The following is a 20,501-nucleotide window of genomic DNA, read 5'->3' as shown; positions in this document are numbered from 1 at the left end:
GGGGTGGCCGACCCCCGGCACCGCCGCCGTCTCACTCCTCCCGCAGGCTCGTGACCAGGTCGCGCGGCAGCCCGTGGGTGTCGTGGAGGTAGTGCAGGTCCTCCTCCGTCAGCGGGCCCCGGAAGCGGGGCCGGGCCAGCACCTGCCGGCCCCGTTCCAGGAGCCGGACGAACCGGCTCTCCTCGTCGGCCAGCACCCGCAGCACCTCGCCGGGGTCCACCTCCTGCCGGAAGTGGTCCAGGGTGTGCCGGACCGGCTCGGGCGGCAGATCGCCGAGCGTGCGCGAGGGGTCGTCGCGGCGGAGCACGGTCAGGGCCCGTCGCAGCAGCCGGCGCAGCACGTAACCGCGCCCGGTGGCGGCCGGGCGGACCCCGTCGCCGATGACCACGACGGCGGAGCGGAGGTGGTCGCAGACCAGCCGCAGCGAGGGCTCGTCCAGCGGCCAGAGACCCGGTACGACACGGCGCCAGGGGTCGAACACATCGCACTCGAACACCGACCGTTTGCCCTGGAGCAGCGAGGCCAGCCGCTCCAGACCGAGCCCGGTGTCGACATTGCGCTGCGGCAGGGGCACCAGCGATCCGTCGTCGAGCCTGCGGTGGCTCATCGTGACGTGGTTCCACACCTCGACCCAGCGGTCGTCCCCGGTGGGCGTGGACACGGGCGGCCCCTCGCCGCTCCACAGGAAAATCTCCGAATCGGGTCCGCACGGCCCGGTCGGCCCGTTGGACCACCAGTTGTCCTCGACGGTCGGCTCCACGGGCACGCCCAGCTCCTGCCACCTCCGCAGCGAGGCGGTGTCGGGCCCGGTGCGCTCGTCCCCGGCGTACACCGTGGCGTGCAGCCGGCCGGGGTCGATGCCCAGGCCCTCGGTGAGCAGCCCGTACCCCCATTCCAGGCTTCGCGGGCCCTCATAGTCGCCCAGCGACCAGCTGCCGAGCATCTCGAAGACGGTGAGGTGGGTGGCGTCGCCGACCTCGTCCAGGTCGGTGGTGCGCAGGCACCGCTGCCGGTTGACCAGCCGGTTGCCCAGCGGGTGCGGGCGGCCCTCCAGGTACGGGGTGAGGGGATGCATCCCGGATGTGGTGAAGAGCACGGGGTCGCCGGGCGGCGGCAGCAGGGTGGAGCCGGTGATGCGGCGGTGGCCGCGCTCCTCGAAGTACTCCAGGAAGGTACGGGCGAGCTGTTCGGTGTCCATGGGGACGGCTCCTTCGCGGGTGGCGGGGAGGCGCCGGAGAACGGGCCGTTCGGTCACCCGGCCGGGGAGGAATCACCACGGCAATCACCGACGGACCGTTTCCGGTCGCCGGGGGAGGGGAAAGTCAGACGGCGGCAACCGGCGAGCTGGTCGCTCGCGCGGTCGCGGTGGTGGTGATGCCGTTGACGTCCATACGCCGACGGTAACGCGCCCCCGGCCGCCCGTGCACCCGGATTTCGTCGTCGGCGGGCCCATGGAGAACGCGACGGCCCGCTCACGCGTCCTCCATTCCACGGGAAGTCCACGTGCCGGACGGTGCCGCCGTGCGGTCATAGTGCCGGACATCGATAGGCTGGGCGGCGGACCGATGCAAGGAGGATCTAGGACGATGGCAGGCAACACGGAGCCGTTGTCGCCGCGGGCCAAGCTGGCCGTGACGGCGGGCAAGGCCGCTGCGGCGGTGTCGCGGGCGGCCGGGCGGGGCAGCGGATCGGTGATCGGCGGCCGGGTGGCGCTCAAGCTCGACCCCGACCTGCTCGGGCGGCTGGCGCAGCACCTGGACGTGATCCTCGTCTCGGCGACGAACGGCAAGACGACCACCACACGGCTGATCGCCGAGGCGCTGCGTGCCGCCGGCCCGGTCGTGTCGAACGCGCTCGGCGCCAACATGCCGGCGGGCATCACATCGGCGCTGGCCGGCGGCTCCGACGCGCAGTACGGCGTGATCGAGGTCGACGAGAAGTACCTCGCCGGGGTGGCCCGCGACACGACGCCCAAGGTGATCGCGCTCCTCAACCTCTCGCGCGACCAGCTGGACCGGGCCGCGGAGACGCGGATGCTGGCCGAGAAGTGGCGCGAGGGCCTCTCCGGCTCCAAGGCCGTGATCGTCGCCAACGCCGACGACCCGCTGATCGTCTGGGCGGCCTCCTCCTCCCCCAACGTGGTGTGGGTCGCGGCCGGCCAGGCCTGGAAGGACGACGCCTGGTCCTGCCCGTCCTGCGGCGGGGTCATGCAGCGCCCCGGCGACGACTGGTTCTGCGGCGAGTGCGGTTTCCGGCGTCCGCCGCCGAGCTGGGTGCTGCACGGCGACTACGTGCTCGACCCGCACGGTTCGGCGTGGCCGATCCACCTCCAGCTCCCCGGCCGCGCCAACAAGGCCAACGCCACGAGCTCGGCGGCCGTCGCCGCCGTCTTCGGGGTGCCGCCGCAGGTGGCCCTGGAGCGCATGTACCAGGTGCAGGCCGTCGCAGGCCGGTACGACGTGGTGAACTTCCTCGGCCGTGAACTGCGGCTCCTCCTCGCGAAGAACCCGGCGGGCTGGCTGGAGACGTTCTCGCTGATCGACCCGCCGCCGACCCCGGTCATCCTCTCCGTGAACGCGCGCGGCGCGGACGGCACGGACACCTCGTGGCTGTGGGACGTCGACTACACCCAGCTCGCGGGCCACCCGATCTTCGTGCTCGGCGACCGCAAGCTGGACCTCGCGGTCCGCCTCGAAGTGGCCGGACTCGACTTCCGGGTCTGCGAGAACCTGGACGAGGCCGTCCAGCAGGCTCCGCCCGGGCGCATCGAGGTCATCGCCAACTACACCGCCTTCCAGGACCTGCGCCGCCGTGTCGGCAACTGACCCCGGCCCCGGGCCCCTCCGGAGAGGACGAAGCATGAGCAACAACAGCCTGCGGCTGGTGTGGGTGTACCCGGACCTGCTGAGCACCTACGGCGACCAGGGCAACGCCCTCGTGGTCGAGCGCCGGGCCCGCCAGCGCGGCCTGGACGTGGCGCGCGTCGACGTGCGCAGCGACCAGCCGGTGCCCACGTCGGGCGACATCTATCTGATCGGCGGCGGCGAGGACCGGCCGCAGCGGCTCGCGGCGGAGCGGCTGCGCCGCGACGGCGGGCTCAGCCGGGCCGCGTCCAACGGCGCGATCATCTTCTCGGTCTGCGCCGGCTACCAGATCCTCGGCCACGAGTTCATCAACGACCTCGGTGAGCGCGAGCAGGGTCTCGGTCTGCTGGACGTGGTCTCGACGCGCGGCGAGGGCGCGCGGTGCGTCGGCGACGTGCTGGCGGACATCGATCCGCACCTGGGGCTTCCGCCGCTCACCGGGTTCGAGAACCACCAGGGCGTCACGCATCTCGGACCGACGGCGCGGCCGTTCGCCCGGGTGCGGTTCGGCCGGGGCAACGGGACGGGCGACGGCACCGAGGGCGCGTACAACGACACCGTGTTCGGCACGTACATGCACGGTCCCGTGATGGCGCGGAACCCCATGATCGCGGACCTGCTGCTGAAGCTGGCCCTCGATGTGAACGCGCTCCCGCCGACCGACGACCGGTGGTACGAGGCGCTGCGCGCGGAGCGCATCGCGGCTGCCACCCAGCCCGCCTGACCAGGCATTTCGCTGGTCGTCCGATGAGGGGCGCATGGCTCGGATGAGCGGCGTCCAGCAGGCGGACGCCCGGTTCGGTCCCGCCACCCTGCGCCGGTAGGGTGGCGGGGATCCAACCGGACGACGTGGTCCGGTCGTCGGCCCACGTTGCAAAGGTTTCCCGGGCAATGCGAATTGGTGTGCTCACCTCCGGCGGCGACTGCCCCGGCCTCAATGCCGTCATCCGGTCCGTCGTCCACCGCGCTGTGGTCGACCACGGCGACGAGGTCATCGGCTTCCACGACGGGTGGCGGGGCCTCCTGGAGTGCGACTACCGCAAGCTCGACCTGGACGCCGTGGGCGGCATCCTCGCCCGTGGCGGTACGATCCTCGGCTCCTCCCGGGTCCAGCCGGCGCATCTGCGCGGGGGCGTCGAGACGGCCCGCGGCCACGTCCAGGATCTCGGGCTCGACGCGATCATCCCGATCGGCGGCGAGGGCACCCTCAAGGCGGCGAACCTGCTGTCCGAGGCGGGTCTGCCGATCGTCGGGGTGCCGAAGACCATCGACAACGACATCGCGTCGACCGATGTGACCTTCGGCTTCGACACCGCCGTCGGCGTCGCCACCGAGGCGCTGGACCGGCTGAAGACCACCGCCGAGTCGCACCAGCGCGTCATGATCGTCGAGGTCATGGGCCGCCACACCGGCTGGATCGCCCTGCACTCCGGCATGGCGGCCGGCGCGCACGCCATCGTCGTCCCGGAGCGCCCCTTCGACATCGACGAGCTGACCGAGGTCGTGGGCCGGCGCTTCTCGGCCGGCAAGAAGTTCGCGATCGTCGTCGTCGCGGAGGGCGCGAAGCCGCGTGAGGGCTCCATGGACTTCCAGTCGGGCGCCAAGGACATCTACGGCCACGAGCGCTTCACCGGCGTGGCGACCCAGCTCTCCGTCGAGCTGGAGCAGCGCCTCGGCAAGGAGGCCCGCCCGGTGATCCTGGGCCACGTCCAGCGCGGCGGCACGCCGACCGCGTACGACCGCGTGCTCGCGACCCGGTTCGGCTGGCACGCGGTGGAGGCGGCGCACCGCGGCGAGTTCGGCATGATGACGGCGCTGCGCGGCACGGACATCACGCTGGTGCCCCTCGCGCACGCGGTGGAGACCCTGAAGACGGTCCCGGCCGCCCGGTACGCCGAGGCGGAGTGCGTGCTCTGAGCGACACCCCGACACGAGACCGCCCCCGGCCGCATCCTCGGCCGGGGGCGGTTCTAGTCTGGTCGGGACAACCAGCACGAAACAGGGACGTCCCGGCGTTCCCGTCGGGAGTGAACAGATGGATCACAGCGGGCACGGCATGAACATGGACCTGCCGCCGTTCACGCTGGGACGCGGACTCCACTTCTCCGCGGACCCGTTCTTCCTGATCGGCTGCGTCCTGGCGGTGCTGCTGTACGGGTACGGGGTGCTGAAGCTGCGGCGGCGCGGGGACGCGTGGCCGGTGGGGCGCACGGTCGTGTTCGTGGTCGGTGTGCTGACGATCGCGCTGGTGATGTGCACCCGGCTCAACGACTACGGCATGGTCATGTTCAGCGTGCACATGGTGCAGCACATGGTGATCAGCATGCTGTCGCCGATCCTGCTGCTACTGGGCGCGCCGGTGACGCTCGCGCTGCGCGCGCTGCCGGTCGCGCCGCGTGGCACGAAGGGGCCGCGCGAGCTGCTGCTGATGCTCCTGCACAGCCGGTACATGAAGATCGTCACGCATCCGGCGTTCACGATCCCGCTGTTCATCGCCAGCCTGTACGGCCTGTACTTCACGCCGCTCTTCGACTACCTGATGGGCTCCACGGCCGGGCACCTGGCGATGATGGTGCACTTCCTGGCGGTCGGCCTGTTCTTCTTCTGGCCGATCATGGGCGTCGATCCGGGGCCGCACCGCCCGGGCTATGTGATGCGGATGCTGGAGCTCTTCGCCGGGATGCCGTTCCACGCGTTCTTCGGGATCGCCCTGATGATGGCCTCCACACCGATGGTGGAGGTGTACAAGAACCCGTCGCCCTCGCTCGGCATCGACGCGCTGTCCGACCAGAGCGCGGCGGGTGGCATCGCGTGGGCGTTCAGCGAGATCCCCTCGGTGGTGGTCCTGGTGGCCCTGGTGTTCCAGTGGTACCGCTCGGAACAGCGGACGGCGAAGCGCTCGGACCGGGCGGCGGACCGCGACGGGGACCAGGAGCTCCAGGCGTACAACGCGTATCTCGCGTCGTTGCAGGCGCGCGGACAGTAGCGGCGGACCCTCCTTTCGGGTGACGATGGCCTTTACGGCCGCGCGGCCGATGAGGAGGGTGCGCGCATGTCCGGATCCACGAAGACGATGGGGATGCTCACCGCCGGCGCCTTGGTGGCGGTGACCGCATACACGGTGGCCCTGGGAAGCAACGGCTGGCTCTGGTTCGGCTGGGTGATCCTGGGGCTGATTACGATCGGGATGGCGGCTACGCGGGAGACGTGAGTGGGCGGCGGAGCCGCCCACTGTCTGTTACGGGGCCGAAGCGCCGAGCCTGCCCGGAGCAGCTCCGGCGAACCTCACCTCGTCCGTCTTGGGCGGCGGATGTACCGGCGAACGCGGGGGTTCTGATAGCGCCGGGGGTGGTGGAGCGCTCCCATGCGGTGCTCCGGGAACTTCGGGCGGGCGGTTCCGGCGGCGTTACGCGAAGGTGAACCGGTGCATACGGTGACCGGCCGCAACCGGTTCCGGCCGGGGTGCGCAGTCGGGCCTGCGCCACCATGGGCACCCTGCCGTTGCGGCGTACACCTACCAGCCCGGCGGCAGCGTTGCGAACGGCGCAAACGCTCCGGGCGGCGGCCGCCGCTGCCGCACCTCTGGTCACTCCCCGTCGGTTTCGACGCACGGGTCGCTGTCGTCGCGAGGGCGGCACGCACCTCCCGCAGGTGCCGCTGCCCTGGTGGTTCTCCGTCGGCCGAGCACCGTGGAGCCCGTCACCGCACAGGGTGAATACCTCCCCCCGAGTGACCACCGCGGGGAGGCGTCCCGCCGCGCCCGCGGCCCCGCGCGTGCGATTGCGAACGTCTCCACGGGTGCGGCGGGACGCCTCCCCGGCCCGGTCACCGGCGGTTACCCGGTCGTCAACTCCGCTGCGCGGGCGGTCCGTTCGACGTGTGGCCGCGTTCACACCGCCGTAAGCCAGTTGCGCTTTAACTCTTGACAGGTGCCTGTCGCCACGCCACCTTGGGAGCGCTCCCACAATCAAGACTTGCACACTCCACCCCCTCCCCTTCTCCCCCAACGCCGTTGAGCCGCAGGGGCGTTACGGGGCGCAGCCGCGCTCCCCGTGACGTTCCGCGTCGTCGGCAGAGGAAGGCGTTTGTCATGAGCTTGGTGAAGCGTTGTAGGCCCCGCCGCTCCCCGGGGCTCCCGGCCCTCGTGGTCGGCGCACTGGCCCTGGCCACCGGCCTGGCGGCGGGTGGGCCGGCGTCGGCCGCATCGCAGGACACACTGCACGACCTCGCCACGGCCCAGGGCAAGTACTTCGGCTCCGCCACCGACAACCCCGAGCTCCCCGACGCGGCCTACGCGGCGAAACTGGGCAGCGAGTTCGGACAGATCACCCCCGGCAACTCCATGAAGTGGGACACCACCGAGCCGGTCCGGGGCCAGTTCGACTTCACCAAGGGCGATGTGATCACCGATTTCGCCCAGGAGCACGGCCAGACCGTGCGCGGCCACACCCTGGTCTGGCACAGCCAGCTGCCCGGCTGGGTGGGCTCACTGCCCTCCGCCGAGGTGGAGACGGCCATGACCGACCACATCACCGCGGAGGCGACCCACTACCGCGGCGAGGTGGCCGCGTGGGACGTGGTGAACGAGCCGTTCAACGAGGACGGGACCTTCCGTACCAGCCCGTTCTACAACGCGATGGGCAAGGACTACATCGCCAAGGCCCTGCGCGCGGCGCACGCCGCCGACCCGGACGCCAAGCTCTACATCAACGACTACAACGTCGAGGGCAAGGGCGCGAAGAGCGACGCGATGTACGACCTCGTGAGCGATCTGCTCGACGAGGGCGTGCCGCTCGACGGGGTCGGGATGCAGGCGCACCTGGCGATCCAGTACGGCTTCCCGTACCAGATGCAGGGGAACATGCAGCGGTTCGCCGATCTGGGCCTGGACGTCGCCGTCACTGAACTTGACGTGCGCATGCAACTTCCGGCGGACGCCGCCAAGCTCGCCACCCAGTCCTCCTACTACGCGCAGGTGGTCGACGCCTGCCTCGCCGTCCAGCGCTGCGTCGGCATCACGGTCTGGGACTACACGGACAAGTACTCCTGGGTCCCGAGCACCTTCCCGGGTGAGGGTGCGGCCAACCTGTACGACGACAACCTGGCCCCCAAGCCCGCCTACGCCGCCGTGCGCACCGCCCTGGGTGACGAGGACGGCGGGGGCGACGACGGCTCCACGCCGGGCACGTTGAAGGCCATGTACCGCGCCAACGACACCTCGGCCGGCGACAACCAGATCAAGCCCGGCCTCCAACTCGTGAACACCGGCACCACCCCCGTCAGCCTCCCCGCGGTGACCGTCCGCTACTGGTTCTCCGGTGACAACGGCGCGACCACGTACGGCAGTTGGTGCGACTGGTCCCCGATCGGCTGCTCCACCATCACGCACCGGGTGGTCGCGCCGAGCACCCCGAAGGCCGGCGCCGACCACTACCTCGAAGTCGGGTTCGCGAGCGGCACCCTCGCCCCGGGCGCCTCGACCGGCGAGATGCAGCTGCGCCTCAGCAAGACGGACTGGTCGAACTTCAACGAGTCCGACGACTACAGCCACGGCACCGGCGTCTCGTACGCGGACGCCTCGAAGGTCACCGTCTACGTCGGCGGCGAACTGGTCTGGGGCATCGAGCCCTGATCCCGGGGGCCCCGCTCAGGCCCCCGCACCCCCTCCGCACACACCCTCGCGCAACCGCCGCACCCCGTCCCCACCGCTTCCCCTCCTCCCCTCCCCCTCGACGACACCCGCCACTGGAGGATTTGTGTCGATATCACGTAGAACGTTCAGCAGCGCCCTCGGCGGCAGCGTGCTGGCCCTCGGACTGGCCCAGGGCACCGCGATCGCCCGGCCCGCCTCGGCACAGACCGGTACCGGAGCCCGCGCGGCCGCCGCCGGCGACGACCCGTACACGCAGGCGTTCCTCACCCAGTACGGCAAGATCAAGGACGCCGCGAACGGCTACTTCAGCCCGGACGGTCTCCCGTACCACTCGGTCGAGACCCTGATGGTCGAGGCGCCGGACCACGGCCACCAGACGACGTCGGAGGCCGTCAGCTTCTGGATGTGGCTGGAGGCGGCGTACGGCAGGGTGACCGGTGACTGGGCGCCGTTCAACGCGGCCTGGGCGGTGGCGGAGAAGACGATCATCCCGCAGCACGCCGACCAGTCCACCAGCGATTCGTACAACCCCTCGGCGCCCGCGACCTACGCCCCCGAGCACCCGCTGCCGAGCGGCTACCCCTCCGCGCTGGACGGCACGGTGCCGGTGGGCACCGACCCGCTGTCGGCCGAACTCGCCTCGTCCTACGGGACGATGGACGTCTACGGCATGCACTGGCTGATGGACCTGGACAACGTCTACGGCTACGGCAACAAGCCGGGCACCGGCGGCGAGGCCGGGCCGGGGGCCGGCGCCTCCTTCATCAACACCTACCAGCGCGGTGCGCAGGAATCGGTCTGGGAGACCGTCCCGCAGCCGACCACGGACCTCTTCAAGTACGGCGGTCCCAACGGGTATCTCGACCTGTTCGTCAAGGACTCCAGTTACGCCAAGCAGTGGAAGTACACCAACGCGCCGGACGCCGACGCCCGCGCGGTGCAGGCGGCCTACTGGGCGTACCGCTGGGCCTCCGAGCAGGGCAAGGAGAGCCAGGTCGCGGCCTCGGTGGCGAAGGCCGCCAAGATGGGCGACTACCTCCGCTACGCCATGTTCGACAAGTACTTCAAGCGCGTCGGCGACTGCACCGACCCGAACTCCTGCCCGGCCGCCTCCGGCCGCGACTCCCAGCACTACCTGCTGTCCTGGTACTACGCCTGGGGCGGGGCCGCCGCGGGCAGCGGCGGCGGCTGGGCCTGGCGGATCGGGGACGGCGCCTCGCACCAGGGCTACCAGAACCCGCTCGCCGCCTGGGCGCTGTCCAACGTGCCCTCGCTCACCCCCAAGTCGGCGTCGGCCAGGTCGGACTGGTCCAAGAGCCTGACCCGGCAGCTGGAGTTCCTGACCTGGCTCCAGTCCAGCGAGGGCGCCCTCGCGGGCGGCTGCACCAACAGCTGGGAGGGCAGCTACAGCGAGCCCCCGGCCGGCTCGCCCACGTTTTACGGGATGGCGTACGACTGGCAGCCGGTGTACCACGACCCGGCGAGCAACAACTGGTTCGGCTTCCAGGCGTGGGGTATGGAGCGCGTTGCCGCTTACTACTACGTGACCGGCAACGCGGCCGCCGAGGCGGTGCTCTCGAAGTGGGTCGCCTGGGCGTCGAGCGAGACGACCATCGGCTCCGACGGCAGCTTCCGCTTCCCCTCGACCCTCAACTGGACCGGGGAGCCCGACACTTGGAACGCCTCCTCGCCCGGTGACAACGCGGGCCTGCACGTGTCCGTGGTGGACTACGCCAACGACGTCGGCGTGGGCGCCGCGTACGTCAAGACGCTCACCTACTACGCCGCCAAGTCGGGCGACGAGGACGCGGCGGCGCTCGCCAAGGCGCTGCTGGACGCGATGGCGCTGAACGCCACGGACAAGGGCATCTCGGTGCCGGAGACCCGGCTGGACTACAACCGGTTCGACGACGAGGTGTACATCCCGTCCGGCTGGTCGGGCACCATGCCCAACGGCGACCCGGTCCGGCCCGGTTCGACCTTCATCGGCATCCGCAGCTGGTACAAGGACGACCCGGACTGGCCGAAGGTGCAGGCGTACCTGGACGGCGGCGACGCGCCCGTCTTCACGTACCACCGCTTCTGGGCGCAGGCCGCGCTCGCCCTGGCCTTCGCGATCTACGCGGAGCTGCTGGTGGAGGGCGGCGGCGGTGAGCCGGGCGGCGACACCGAGCCGCCGACCGCGCCGGGCGGGCTCACGGTGACGGCGACCACCAAGGACAGCGTCTCGCTCTCCTGGTCCGCGTCCACCGACAACACCGCGGTGACCGGCTACGACGTGTACCGCAACGGTGTGCTGGCGGGCAACGCGACCGGGCGGACGTTCACCGACTCCGGGCTCGCCGCCGCCACCGAGTACACCTACGCGGTCGCGGCGCGGGACGCGGGCGGCAATACCTCGGCGCTGTCGGACGCGGTCCTCGCCAAGACGAAGGCCGGCGGCTCGTCGGGGACCGGCGCGGTGAAGGTGCAGTACAAGAACACGGACTCCTCGGCGAGCGACAACCAGATCCGGCTGGGCCTCCAGGTGGTGAACACGGGCAGCGCGCCCATCGACCTGTCGACGGTGAAGGTCCGGTACTGGTTCACCGCGGACGGCGGACCGAGCACCTTCGGCACCTACTGCGACTACGCGGCGCTCGGCTCCTCCACCATCACGCACGCGGTGGTCGCCGTGTCGAGCCCGAAGACGGGGGCCGACCGTTATCTGGAGGTCGGGTTCGCCGGCGGCGCGGGCTCGCTGGCCGCAGGCGCCTCCACCGGTGAAATCCAGCTCCGGCTCAACAAGAGCGACTGGTCGAACTTCAACGAGGCGAACGACTACAGCCGGGCCACCAACACGGGGTACGCGGACTCCTCCAAGGTCGGCGCCTATGTCGCCGGCGCCCTGGCCTGGGGGGTCGAGCCGTGACAGGCCGGGCCGTGACGGGCCGACCGCTGCCGGCGCTGGCCGGAACCGCCGCCGCCCTGGTCCTGGCCGCCGCGTCGATGCTGACCGGCGCGTCCTCGGCCTCGGCGTCGCCGGTCACCGACTGCACGCCCTGGGGCACCACCGAACTGCGCGGCGGGGAGTACCTCTACCAGCAGAACGAGTGGAACTCCGACAGCCAGCAGTGCGTCGGCGTCGACCCGGACACCGGTGCCTGGTCGGTCACCACGGCCTCGTTCAACCTGCCGACGAACGGCGCGCCGGCGACGTACCCCTCCAGTTACAAGGGCTGTCACTGGGGGGCGTGCACGACGGACAGCGGGCTGCCGCTGCGGGTGGACGAGCTGGGCAGCGTACGCACCGACTGGTCGACCACCCAGACCGGCTCCGGCGCGTACAACGTCTCGATGGACGTCTGGTTCAACTCGGCGCCGGCCACCGACGACCAGCCGGACGGCACCGAGCTGATGATCTGGATGAACCACCGGGGCGGAGTCCAGCCCATCGGCTCCCGCACGGCGACGGTCCAGCTCGACGGCCGGACCTGGGACGTGTGGACCGGTCCCGGTGCCTCGGGCTGGAAGGTGATCTCGTACGTCCTCCAGGGCGGCGCGACCGAGCTGACCGGCTTCGACGTGAAGAGCCTGATCGACGACGGTGTCGGCCGGGGGCAGATCGACCCGGCGCACTACCTCATCGACGCCGAGGCCGGGTTCGAGATCTGGCAGGGCGGTCAGGGGCTCGGCATGAAGGAGTTCTCCTTCGAGGCGAGCGCCGGCCAGGACGGCGGCGACGGCGACGGGGATCCCGGCGGGGGTGGCACGACCGGCGCCCTCAAGGCCCAGTACAGGAACAACGACTCCTCCGCGACCGACAACCAGATCCGGCCCGGCCTCCAGCTGGTCAACACCGGCAGCACGGCGGTGGACCTGTCCACGGTGAAGCTGCGCTACTGGTTCACCCCCGAGTCCGGCGCCACCGGCTTCGGCACCGCGTGCGACTACGCGGTCGTCGGCTGCGGAAACGTGACGCACACGGTGAAGCAGGCCGGTTCCGCCGCCGGCGCGAGCCACTACCTGGAGGTCGGCTTCACCGGGGGCAGCCTCGCCCCCGGGGCCTCCACCGGAGAGATCCAGCTCCGGTTCAACAAGTCGGACTGGTCGGCGTTCGACGAGTCCGACGACTACAGCCGGGGCGCCGGCACGTCCTTCGCCGACGCCCCGAAGGTCGGGGTGTACGTCAACGGCGCCCTGTCCTCGGGCACCGCCCCCTGACCGGCCGCACCGCCGGTCACCCATCACTCCCGATGGCGGGTCGAACACTCACCCCGCTGAGCCCGCCATCGGGCAGCACCCCCCAAGAACCCGTCTGCGGGGAGTTTCCGCAGGCGTACGAGAGGAGCACGGAGCCGCAATGAGTACCAGAGGCACCATCAAGAACCGGCTGAGCAGGAGGCTGGCCGCAGCCTCCGCCCTGGCCATGGGCGCGGCGCTGGCGGTGGCGATCCCCACCACCGCCGACGCGGCGGCGGCCCGGGTCGACAACCCGTACGTGGGCGCCAAGGCGTATGTGAACCCGGACTGGTCCGCCAAGGCGGCAGCCGAGCCCGGCGGTTCGGCCATAGCCGACACGCCGGCCTTCGTCTGGATGGACCGCATCGCGGCCATCGGCGGGACGCCCGGGGCGATGAGTCTGCGCGAGCACCTGGACACCGCCCTCGACCAGGGCGCGAACCTCTTCCAGGTGGTCATCTACGACCTGCCGGGGCGCGACTGTGCGGCGCTGGCCTCCAACGGTGAGCTCGGCCCCACGGAGCTCGACCGGTACAAGAGCGACTACATCGACCCGATTTCCGACATCCTCGCCGACCCGGCGTACGCGAACCTGCGGATCGTCACCATCATCGAGCCGGACTCGCTGCCCAACATCGTCACCAACGCGGGCGGCACGGCCGGTTCGACCGACGCCTGCGCGACGATGAAGGCGAACGGCAACTACGAGAAGGGCATCGGGTACGCGCTGCACACGCTGGGCGCGATCCCGAACGTCTACAACTACGTGGACGCCGCCCACCACGGCTGGCTGGGCTGGGACTCCAACATGGCCCCGGCGGGCCTGGAGTTCAAGAAGGCCGCGACCTCCGAGGGCGCGACCGTGAACGACGTCGCCGGCTTCATTGTGAACACCGCCAACTACTCGGCCCTCAAGGAGCCGAACTTCAAGGTCACCGACTCGGTCAACGGCACCACCGTGCGCCAGTCCAAGTGGGTCGACTGGAACTACTACGTCGATGAGCTGTCGTTCGCCCAGGCGCTGCGCACCCAGCTGGTGGGCCAGGGCTTCAACTCGAACATCGGCATGCTGATCGACACCGCCCGCAACGGCTGGGGCGGCGCCGACCGTCCCACCTCCGCGGGCCCGCTGACCAGCGTGGACGACTACGTGAACGGCGGCCGCGTCGACCGGCGCATCCACGCCGGCAACTGGTGCAACCAGAGCGGTGCCGGCATCGGTGAGCGTCCCACCAGCGCCCCCGAGCCCGGGATCGACGCCTATGTGTGGGCGAAGCCCCCGGGGGAGTCGGACGGCAACAGCGCCCCCGTCGACAACGACGAGGGCAAGGGCTTCGACCGGATGTGCGACCCGACCTACGAGGGCAACGGGCGCAACGGCAACAGCAAGACGGGCGCGCTGCCGAACTCGCCGCTGGCGGGTCACTGGTTCTCCGCGCAGTTCCAGGAGCTGGTCCGCAACGCCTACCCGCCGATCAGCGGCGGTGGCGAGAACCCCGGCGGTGGCACCGACACCCAGGCGCCGACCGCGCCGACGGGTCTGACGTCCTCGGCGAAGACCAGCAGCAGCGTCTCGCTGTCCTGGTCGGCTTCGAGCGACAACAAGGCGGTCACCGGCTACGACGTGTACCGGGGCAGCGCCAAGGTGGGTTCGACCACCACCACCTCGTACACCGACACGGGTCTGTCGGCCTCGACCGCCTACAGCTACACGGTCAAGGCGAAGGACGCGGCCGGTAACGTCTCGGCGGCCTCCTCGGCCCTCTCCGTCACCACCTCCGCCGGGGGCGGCACCGGAACGGGCGCGCTGAAGGTCCAGTACAAGAACAACGACAACTCCGCGACCGACAACCAGATCCGGTTCGGTCTCCAGCTGGTCAACACCGGCAGCACGGCGGTGGACCTGTCCACCGTGAAGCTGCGCTACTGGTTCACCCCCGAGTCCGGCGCCTCCACCTTCGGCACCGCGTGCGACTACGCGGTCCTGGGCTGCGGGAAGCTGAGCCTGGCGGTGAAGTCGGGCGGTTCGACGGCCGGGGCCAGCCACTACCTGGAGGTCTCCTTCGGAAGCGGCACCCTCGCGGCCGGCGCCTCCACCGGTGAGATGCAGCTGCGGCTGAACAAGAGTGACTGGTCCAACTTCAACGAGGCGGACGACTACAGCCACGGCACGGGCAGCTCGTTCGCCGACGCTTCGAAGGTCGGCGTGTACACGGCCGGTGCGCTCTCCTGGGGCACCGCGCCCTGATCAGTGACCGGACAGCCCGGTGACTCCGTCCGGCCCCGCCACCTGTGTGGCGGGGCCGGACTTCTTTGCGCGCCGAGGGGCGGACCTCTTTACGTACAAGTGAGCGACGGGTTTTTGTTATGGTCTCCGGCCGGGCGGCATCTCCCAGGTGTGCGTGAAGCCAGAACAGGACTCCGGAAGAGTGAGCACAGCATGGGCCAGGACCGCGAACGGGCGTTGATCAAGGCGGCACGGGCCGGTGACGCCGCCGCCAAGGACCGGCTCGTCGCGTCCTGTCTTCCGCTGCTCTACAACATCGTCGGACGCGCGCTGAACGGCCACGCGGACGTGGACGACGTCGTGCAGGAGACGGTCCTGCGCATGCTGCGCGCCCTGCCCGGCCTGCGGAATCCGGAGAGCTTCCGCTCCTGGCTGGTGGCCATCGCGATGAACGAGATACGGGGGCACTGGCGCGACCGGCAGTCCGCCGCCATTCCCGTGGAACCCCTGGCCACCGGCCACGACCGGGTCGATCCCGCGGCTGACTTCGTGGACGTGACGATCCTGCGGCTCGGCCTGTCCGGGCAGCGCCGCCAGGTCGCCGAGGCGACCCGCTGGGTGGACGAGGACGACCGGGCGCTGCTCTCGCTCTGGTGGCTGGAGGCGGCGGGCGAGCTGACCCGGGCCGAGGTGGCCGCCGCGATGAATCTGTCGCCCGAGCACACCGCCGTACGCGTGCAGCGGATGAAGGCGCAGCTGGACACCGCCCGCGTGGTGGTGGGCGCGCTGGCGGCGCAGCCCCGGTGCGTCCTGCTGGACGACATCCTGATCGGCTGGGACGGGGCGCCCTCGCCGCTCTGGCGCAAGCGCATCGCACGGCACGCACGCGGCTGCACGGTCTGCTCGGGGTTCGGCTCGGGCCTGGTGCCGGCGGAGGGCCTGCTCGTGGGCCTCGCGCTGGTGCCGCTCGCGGTGGCCGGGGCGGGCCGGGACCCCCGGCTGACCGAGGTCGCGGCCGGCCTGCCCCTCGACGCGCCCGCGCGGCCGGGCCGGGCGGCGCGGCGGCGGGACCAGGCGCGCCGCCGCCGGCGCAACGCCGTGGTGGCGTCCGTCCTCGCGGTGGGCGTGCTGGGGGCCGGGGGCGCCGCCGTCCATCTGTCGACGGGCGACGACGGGGACGAGGAGGTCTCCGTCGCCTCCGCCCCCGAGGCCGACGGCTCCGTCACCGCGACCGCTTCGGCCGAGGAGTCCGCCTCCGCGACGCCGTCCGCCTCGCCCTCGCACTCCGCCGGGAGTCCGAGCCCGAGTGCCACGAAGAAGAAGGACCGGGCGAAGCCGAAGAAGACGTCCCCCGCGACCAGTCGTCCGCCGGCCACGAAGGCGCCCTCCGCGACCCGGCCGGCCCCGGACCGGCCCACGCCGAGCCCGCCCTCGGACGCGGAACAGGTCCTGGCCCTGGTCAACACCGAGCGCGCGAAGGAGGGCTGCTCGCCGGTGACCGGCAACGACGAGCTGACGACCGCCGCGCAGCGGCACTCCGAGGACATGGCCGCGCACGACTACTTCTCGCACACCTCGCAGGACGGCTCGGGCCCCGGCGAGCGGATCACGGCGGCCGGCTACCGGTGGAGCACGTACGGGGAGAACATAGCGAAGGGGCAGCGGACGCCGGCGGACGTGATGAACTCCTGGATGAACAGCCCGGGCCACCGGGCGAACATCCTGAACTGCTCGTTCAAGGAGCTGGGCGTGGGAATCCAGGACAGCCCCGGCGGCATCGTCTGGACCCAGGACTTCGGCGCGCGGATGTGAGGCCCCGGCGTCGCCCGGCGGGCGCGGGGTACACGTCTCCATCATCGACCCGCTGATACCACCGGACCGGGGAGAGACCGTGTTCTACTACGTCCTCAAGTACGTCGTTCTCGGGCCGGTGCTGCGGCTGCTGTTCAGGCCGGCCATCGAGGGCGCGGAGCACATCCCGGACGACGGCGCCGCGATCGTCGCGGGCAACCACCTGTCGTTCTCCGACCACTTCCTGATGCCCGCCATCCTCAAGCGGCGGATCACCTTCCTGGCCAAGGCGGAGTACTTCACGGGCCCGGGCGTGAAGGGCCGGCTGACGGCCGCCTTCTTCCGCAGCGCGGGCCAGATCCCGGTGGACCGCTCGGGCAAGGAGGCGGGGCAGGCCGCGATCCGCGAGGGCATCGGGGTGCTGGAGCGGGGCGAGCTGCTGGGCATCTACCCGGAGGGCACCCGCTCGCACGACGGACGCCTCTACAAGGGCAAGGTCGGGGTGGCGGTGATGGCCATCCGGGCGCGGGTGCCGGTGGTGCCGTGCGCGATGGTCGGCACGTTCGAGATCCAGCCGCCCGGCCGCCGGCTCCCCCGCCTCAAGCCCGTCACCATCCGCTTCGGCGAACCGCTGGACTTCTCGCGCTACGCGGGCCTGGAGGACCAGAAGGCGGCCGTCCGCGCGGTGACCGACGAGATCATGTACGCGATCCTGCGGCTCTCCGGACAGGAGTACGTGGACGAGTACGCGGTGAAGGTCAAGCAGGCGGCCGGGGAGAAGCAGCCGGGCCGGTTCCCGAAACGACGACGCCGACAGCGGATTCGCGAGCAGTGAACGCCCCTGGTCAGAGGGGTGGCCCGGGCCTAGCGTTCGGGCATGAGCAAGGGACACGCATGGGTGCTGGGAGCAACGGGACAGATAGGGCGGGCCGCGGTGCGCGCGCTGTCGGAGGACGGCTGGGAGGTGACGGCGGCCTCGCGCGGCGGGAGCCGTGACGGGCGGTGGGACGACGGGGTCAGGGCGGTCGCCCTGGACCGCGACGAGGAGGGCGCGCTCGCGGCGGCGCTCGGGCCGGGCTGCGACGTCCTGGTCGACATGGTGGCGTACGGGCGGCAGCACGCCCAACAGCTGACCGGGCTCGCCGACCGGATCGGCTCGGCGGTCGTCGTCTCCAGCGGCGCGGTGTACGAGGACGAGAAGGGCCACAGCTTCGACACGATGGGCGAACCGGGCGGGGAGCCCTGCTATCCGGTACCGATCCGGGAGTCGCTGTCCACCGTGGCGCCGGGCGAGGACACGTACGCGACGCGCAAGATCCGGCTGGAGCGCGATCTCCTCGCGGCGGGCGACGCGCTGCCCGCCACGCTGCTGCGGGCGGGCGCGGTGCACGGCCCGTACTGCCGCTCGCCGCGTGAGCTGTACTTCGTCAAGCGGGCGCTGGACGGCCGGACCCGGCGCGTGCTGGCGTACGGCGGGGCGTCCCGCTTCCACCCGGTCCACGCGGCGAACGTGGCCGAGCTGATCCGGCTGGCCGCCGCCCGGCCCGGATCCCGGGTGCTCAACGCCGCCGATCCGCAGGCGCCGACGGTCGCGGAGATCGGTGAGGCGGTGGACGCGGTGCTGGGCCTGAGCACGGAGACGGTGCTGATGCCGGGCGACCCGACTCCGGAGGGCGTCGGCTCGACGCCGTGGAGCGCGCCGCACCCCATCGTGTACGACATGTCGGCGGCCGAGCGGGAACTCGGCTACCGGCCGGTGACGGGGTACGCCGAGTCGCTGCCGGAGACCGTCGAGTGGATCGCCGGGCAGCTGGCCGGACGGGACTGGCGGGAGGCGTACCCGGCCATGGTGCGGGCGTACGGGACGGGCCTGTTCGACTACGCGGCGGAGGACGCCTGGCTGACGGAGCACGACCGCAAGGGGTGAGACCGGGCGGGGTCAGCCCGCCTTCACCGCGTCCATCGACATCAGCCCGCGCAGGCCGTTCTCCAGGGCCTCCGGGCCGGTGTCGCCGAACATGGCGAGCTGGGCGATGAACCCCTGGGCCGTCGCTATCAGGGCCCGGGCGACGTGCTCGTCGGGCACGTCCGCCCGGAGCACACCGGCCTCCCGGTAGAGCCCGACCAGCTCCGTCCAGGCGCCGAGCAGCCCGCCGAACGCCTCGGCGAGGGTGGCCGCCAGCCGCTCGCTGCGCAGGGTCTCGGACCACACCTGGATGATCAGCCCCGCGTACGCCCGGGGTTCGAGCCCCCGCCCCGCTTCGAGGCCGTCCGTGAACAGGCTCCGCGACACCCGGCCGATCAGGACGTCCGGGGTGGGGACGGGGGTGTCCCGGGCGGCCCCCTCGAAGGCCCGGCGCACTCCGTTCACGGCCTCGGTCGCGATGGCCGCGATCAGGTCCTCCTTGCCGCTGAAGTAGCGGTAGACCGCGCCCGCCGACAGCCCGGCCTCCTTCAGCACGTCCTGCATCGAGGTGCCGTGGAAGCCGTCACGGGCGAAGCAGCGCGCGGCGCCGTCGAGGATTTGTCTGCGGCGGGCGTCGAGGTGCGCCTGGGATACACGGGCCATGCCGCCAACCTAAAACGAACATTCATTCTTGACAACCACCGACCGTGAGGGTGACAGTGGCCGAGTCGTATAAAACGAACGATCCTTCTCTTTGAGAGATCGTTCTCCCTGAATCGAGGCCCGCCCCATGTCCCTCACCCCGAACCGCCGCCTGGTGGTGGTGGTCCTGCTGGTTCCGCTGGTGGTGACCCTCGCCCTGTGGGCCTTCGCCTGGCCCGCCGCCCGGACCGCACCGCGCGACCTGCCGGTCGGGATCGCCGGGACGGCGCCGGCCGCCGACCAGCTCCAGCAGCGGTTCGAGGAGCGCGACGGGGCCTTCGACGTGCACCGCTACGACTCCGAGGCCGCGGCCCGGGACGCGATCGAGGACCGGACCGTCTACGGCGCGGTCGTCGTGACCGCCAAGGGCCCCGAGCTGCTGACGGCGAGCGCGGGCAGCACGGTGGTCGCCCAGCTGCTGCGCGAGGCGGTGACCGCCGGGGCGCCGGCCGGCTCCGAGGTGCCGGTCACCGATGTGGTGGCCGCGCCCGCCGCCGACCCTCGGGGCGCCGTCCTCGGTTCGAGCATCCTGCCGCTGGCCATCGCGGGCGTCGCCGCCGGCGCGGCCGTGACCGTGCTGAGGCTGCGCGGGGCGCGGGCGGGGATCGCACTGCTCGGCGTGGCGATCGGGGTGGGGCTCCTGGCCACCGCCGTGACGGACAGCTGGCTCGGCGCCCTCACCGGCGACTGGTGGATGGAGGCGGGGACCATCGCCCTGACCGTGCTCGCCATCGGCGCGCCGGTCGCGGGCTTCGCCGCCCTGCTCGGGACTCCGGGCATCGGCATCGGCGCCCTGCTCATGGTGCTGCTGGGCAACCCCTTCTCCGGAGTGACCAGCGCGCCCGAGCTGCTCCCCCGCCCGATCGCCGTGATCGGTCAGCTGCTGCCGCCGGGGGCGGGCGGGTCCGCGCTGCGATCGGTGGCGTTCTTCGACGGCGCGGCGGCGGCCGTCCCCGCTCTGACGCTCGGCGTGTGGGCGGCGCTGGGGCTGGTCGCGGTGCTCGTCGGCGCGCGCCGCAGGACGGCCGCGGACACCACGGCGCCGGAGCCGGTGCGGGAGCCGGCACTGGCCGGCTGACCACGCTCAGGAGTGCGCCCCCGTCCGGCCGGACGGGGGCGCTTTCCTGCGTACGGAGG

14 protein-coding genes and 2 pseudogenes are annotated in these 20,501 nt (G+C 71.6%); 14 read left to right on the top strand and 2 right to left on the bottom strand.

Annotation, left to right across the window (positions count from 1 at the left end; genetic code table 11):
• Positions 1-31: 31 nt before the first annotated feature.
• Complete coding sequence (locus ACIQZN_RS13620; protein ID WP_403991972.1) at positions 32-1,198, bottom strand: alanine--tRNA ligase-related protein; 1,167 nt, start codon at positions 1,196-1,198, stop codon at positions 32-34.
• A gap of 388 nt (positions 1,199-1,586) precedes the next feature.
• Here ACIQZN_RS13620 and ACIQZN_RS13615 point away from each other — a divergent pair, with 388 nt between their 5' ends.
• From ACIQZN_RS13615 to ACIQZN_RS13555, 13 genes and pseudogenes are all read left to right on the top strand, one after another.
• Positions 1,587-2,825, top strand: coding sequence for a MurT ligase domain-containing protein (locus tag ACIQZN_RS13615; RefSeq protein WP_018105235.1), 1,239 nt, complete (start codon positions 1,587-1,589; stop codon positions 2,823-2,825).
• Positions 2,826-2,859: 34 nt separating this feature from the next.
• On the top strand, positions 2,860-3,588 hold the full coding sequence (locus ACIQZN_RS13610; RefSeq protein WP_403991969.1) for a type 1 glutamine amidotransferase: 729 nt from the start codon (positions 2,860-2,862) through the stop codon (positions 3,586-3,588).
• 167 nt (positions 3,589-3,755) lie between these two features.
• On the top strand, positions 3,756-4,781 hold the full coding sequence (locus ACIQZN_RS13605) for a 6-phosphofructokinase (protein WP_403991966.1): 1,026 nt from the start codon (positions 3,756-3,758) through the stop codon (positions 4,779-4,781).
• Between the two features lie 118 nt (positions 4,782-4,899).
• Positions 4,900-5,850, top strand: coding sequence for a cytochrome c oxidase assembly protein (locus ACIQZN_RS13600; RefSeq protein WP_403991963.1), 951 nt, complete (start codon positions 4,900-4,902; stop codon positions 5,848-5,850).
• 66 nt (positions 5,851-5,916) lie between these two features.
• On the top strand, positions 5,917-6,075 hold the full coding sequence (locus ACIQZN_RS13595; protein WP_185992839.1) for a hypothetical protein: 159 nt from the start codon (positions 5,917-5,919) through the stop codon (positions 6,073-6,075).
• A gap of 879 nt (positions 6,076-6,954) precedes the next feature.
• Positions 6,955-8,496 (top strand): endo-1,4-beta-xylanase, encoded by a 1,542-nt coding sequence (locus tag ACIQZN_RS13590; RefSeq protein ID WP_403991960.1) that lies wholly within the window; start codon positions 6,955-6,957, stop codon positions 8,494-8,496.
• 169 nt (positions 8,497-8,665) lie between these two features.
• Positions 8,666-11,428: a glycoside hydrolase family 48 protein gene (locus tag ACIQZN_RS13585; RefSeq protein WP_403992313.1), complete on the top strand. Its 2,763-nt coding sequence runs from the start codon at positions 8,666-8,668 to the stop codon at positions 11,426-11,428.
• A gap of 77 nt (positions 11,429-11,505) precedes the next feature.
• A pseudogene (locus tag ACIQZN_RS13580) lies at positions 11,506-12,198 on the top strand (hypothetical protein); the annotation flags it as partial.
• Positions 12,199-12,255: 57 nt separating this feature from the next.
• Positions 12,256-12,720: pseudogene (locus ACIQZN_RS13575) on the top strand (cellulose binding domain-containing protein); the annotation flags it as partial.
• A 139-nt stretch (positions 12,721-12,859) separates the two neighbouring features.
• A complete protein-coding gene (locus ACIQZN_RS13570) occupies positions 12,860-14,986 on the top strand; it encodes a glycoside hydrolase family 6 protein (RefSeq protein WP_403991957.1) in 2,127 nt (708 codons plus the stop codon).
• A gap of 192 nt (positions 14,987-15,178) precedes the next feature.
• A complete protein-coding gene (locus tag ACIQZN_RS13565; RefSeq protein WP_403991954.1) occupies positions 15,179-16,777 on the top strand; it encodes a sigma-70 family RNA polymerase sigma factor in 1,599 nt (532 codons plus the stop codon).
• Positions 16,778-16,856: 79 nt separating this feature from the next.
• Positions 16,857-17,591 carry a lysophospholipid acyltransferase family protein gene (locus tag ACIQZN_RS13560; RefSeq protein WP_403991951.1) on the top strand — a complete coding sequence of 245 codons (735 nt, stop codon included), beginning with the start codon at positions 16,857-16,859 and terminating at the stop codon, positions 17,589-17,591.
• Between the two features lie 42 nt (positions 17,592-17,633).
• Complete coding sequence (locus tag ACIQZN_RS13555; protein WP_403991948.1) at positions 17,634-18,683, top strand: NAD-dependent epimerase/dehydratase family protein; 1,050 nt, start codon at positions 17,634-17,636, stop codon at positions 18,681-18,683.
• Between the two features lie 12 nt (positions 18,684-18,695).
• Here ACIQZN_RS13555 and ACIQZN_RS13550 read toward each other — a convergent pair whose 3' ends face one another.
• Positions 18,696-19,325: a TetR/AcrR family transcriptional regulator gene (locus ACIQZN_RS13550; RefSeq protein ID WP_403991945.1), complete on the bottom strand. Its 630-nt coding sequence runs from the start codon at positions 19,323-19,325 to the stop codon at positions 18,696-18,698.
• A 127-nt stretch (positions 19,326-19,452) separates the two neighbouring features.
• On the opposite strand from ACIQZN_RS13550, the gene ACIQZN_RS13545 reads away from it, so the two are divergent.
• A complete protein-coding gene (locus ACIQZN_RS13545) occupies positions 19,453-20,442 on the top strand; it encodes an ABC transporter permease (protein ID WP_403991942.1) in 990 nt (329 codons plus the stop codon).
• Positions 20,443-20,501 lie beyond the last annotated feature (59 nt).

It is taken from the genome of Streptomyces sp. NPDC097595 (assembly GCF_044761525.1).
Taxonomy (GTDB): Bacteria; Actinomycetota; Actinomycetes; order Streptomycetales; family Streptomycetaceae; genus Streptomyces; species Streptomyces drozdowiczii_A.
This window is presented reverse-complemented; position numbering and strand designations above follow the sequence as displayed.

Bases quoted from the DNA above. Each gene is read 5' to 3' on its own strand.
- ACIQZN_RS13620 (WP_403991972.1), bottom strand. From the start codon at position 1,198: ATGGACACCGAACAGCTCGCCCGTACCTTCCTGGAGTACTTCGAGGAG.
- ACIQZN_RS13615 (WP_018105235.1), top strand. From the start codon at position 1,587: ATGGCAGGCAACACGGAGCCGTTGTCGCCGCGGGCCAAGCTGGCCGTG.
- ACIQZN_RS13610 (WP_403991969.1), top strand. From the start codon at position 2,860: ATGAGCAACAACAGCCTGCGGCTGGTGTGGGTGTACCCGGACCTGCTG.
- ACIQZN_RS13605 (WP_403991966.1), top strand. From the start codon at position 3,756: ATGCGAATTGGTGTGCTCACCTCCGGCGGCGACTGCCCCGGCCTCAAT.
- ACIQZN_RS13600 (WP_403991963.1), top strand. From the start codon at position 4,900: ATGGATCACAGCGGGCACGGCATGAACATGGACCTGCCGCCGTTCACG.
- ACIQZN_RS13595 (WP_185992839.1), top strand. From the start codon at position 5,917: ATGTCCGGATCCACGAAGACGATGGGGATGCTCACCGCCGGCGCCTTG.
- ACIQZN_RS13590 (WP_403991960.1), top strand. From the start codon at position 6,955: ATGAGCTTGGTGAAGCGTTGTAGGCCCCGCCGCTCCCCGGGGCTCCCG.
- ACIQZN_RS13570 (WP_403991957.1), top strand. From the start codon at position 12,860: ATGAGTACCAGAGGCACCATCAAGAACCGGCTGAGCAGGAGGCTGGCC.
- ACIQZN_RS13565 (WP_403991954.1), top strand. From the start codon at position 15,179: ATGGGCCAGGACCGCGAACGGGCGTTGATCAAGGCGGCACGGGCCGGT.
- ACIQZN_RS13555 (WP_403991948.1), top strand. From the start codon at position 17,634: ATGAGCAAGGGACACGCATGGGTGCTGGGAGCAACGGGACAGATAGGG.
- ACIQZN_RS13550 (WP_403991945.1), bottom strand. From the start codon at position 19,325: ATGGCCCGTGTATCCCAGGCGCACCTCGACGCCCGCCGCAGACAAATC.
- ACIQZN_RS13545 (WP_403991942.1), top strand. From the start codon at position 19,453: ATGTCCCTCACCCCGAACCGCCGCCTGGTGGTGGTGGTCCTGCTGGTT.